The organism is Erwinia sp. PME.40.26/001 (genome assembly GCF_055556675.1).
This window is the reverse complement of record NZ_JBVHNP010000025.1, coordinates 1-616: the sequence shown is the minus strand read 5'-3', so window position 1 is coordinate 616 and position 616 is coordinate 1. Positions and strand designations below refer to the sequence as shown.

The 616-nt window shown below is 51.8% G+C and carries 6 tRNA genes; all 6 read left to right on the top strand.

From position 1 onward, the window contains the following. The 6 genes from ACZ3HG_RS23020 to ACZ3HG_RS22995 all read left to right on the top strand — a co-directional run bounded on the left by ACZ3HG_RS23020 (position 1) and on the right by ACZ3HG_RS22995 (position 616). A tRNA-Met gene (locus tag ACZ3HG_RS23020) sits at positions 1-77 on the top strand. 10 nt (positions 78-87) lie between these two features. Then, a tRNA-Leu gene (locus tag ACZ3HG_RS23015) sits at positions 88-172 on the top strand. A 22-nt stretch (positions 173-194) separates the two neighbouring features. Continuing rightward, positions 195-269, top strand: a tRNA-Gln gene (locus ACZ3HG_RS23010). A gap of 47 nt (positions 270-316) precedes the next feature. After that, a tRNA-Met gene (locus ACZ3HG_RS23005) sits at positions 317-393 on the top strand. 7 nt (positions 394-400) lie between these two features. Further along, positions 401-475 (top strand) — tRNA-Gln (locus ACZ3HG_RS23000). Positions 476-541: 66 nt separating this feature from the next. Continuing rightward, positions 542-616 (top strand) — tRNA-Gln (locus ACZ3HG_RS22995).

The following is a 616-nucleotide window of genomic DNA, read 5'->3' as shown; positions in this document are numbered from 1 at the left end:
GGCTACTTAGCTCAGCTGGTTAGAGCACAGCACTCATAATGCTGGGGTCACAGGTTCGATTCCCGTAGTAGCCACCATCTTTTTTGCGCGGGAGTGGCGAAATTGGTAGACGCACCAGATTTAGGTTCTGGCGCCGCAAGGTGTGCGAGTTCAAGTCTCGCCTCCCGCACCATTTCCAACGCGGTTTGCACGGATGGGGTATCGCCAAGCGGTAAGGCACCGGTTTTTGATACCGGCATTCCCTGGTTCGAATCCAGGTACCCCAGCCATTTTTAAGCAGTAAAAAGTATGTTAGGATAGTAAAGCAGTAAAATTAGGCTACTTAGCTCAGCTGGTTAGAGCACAGCACTCATAATGCTGGGGTCACAGGTTCGATTCCCGTAGTAGCCACCAATTTTATTGGGGTGTCGCCAAGTGGTAAGGCTCTGGTTTCTGATACCAGCATTCCGGGGTTCGAATCCCTGCACCCCAGCCATATAAAGACGGCTGGTAGTACAAGTCGCAAAGAAAAAGACGCCTGGTTCGCCAGTCGCAAAAAAATTGGGGTGTCGCCAAGTGGTAAGGCTCTGGTTTCTGATACCAGCATTCCGGGGTTCGAATCCCTGCACCCCAGCCA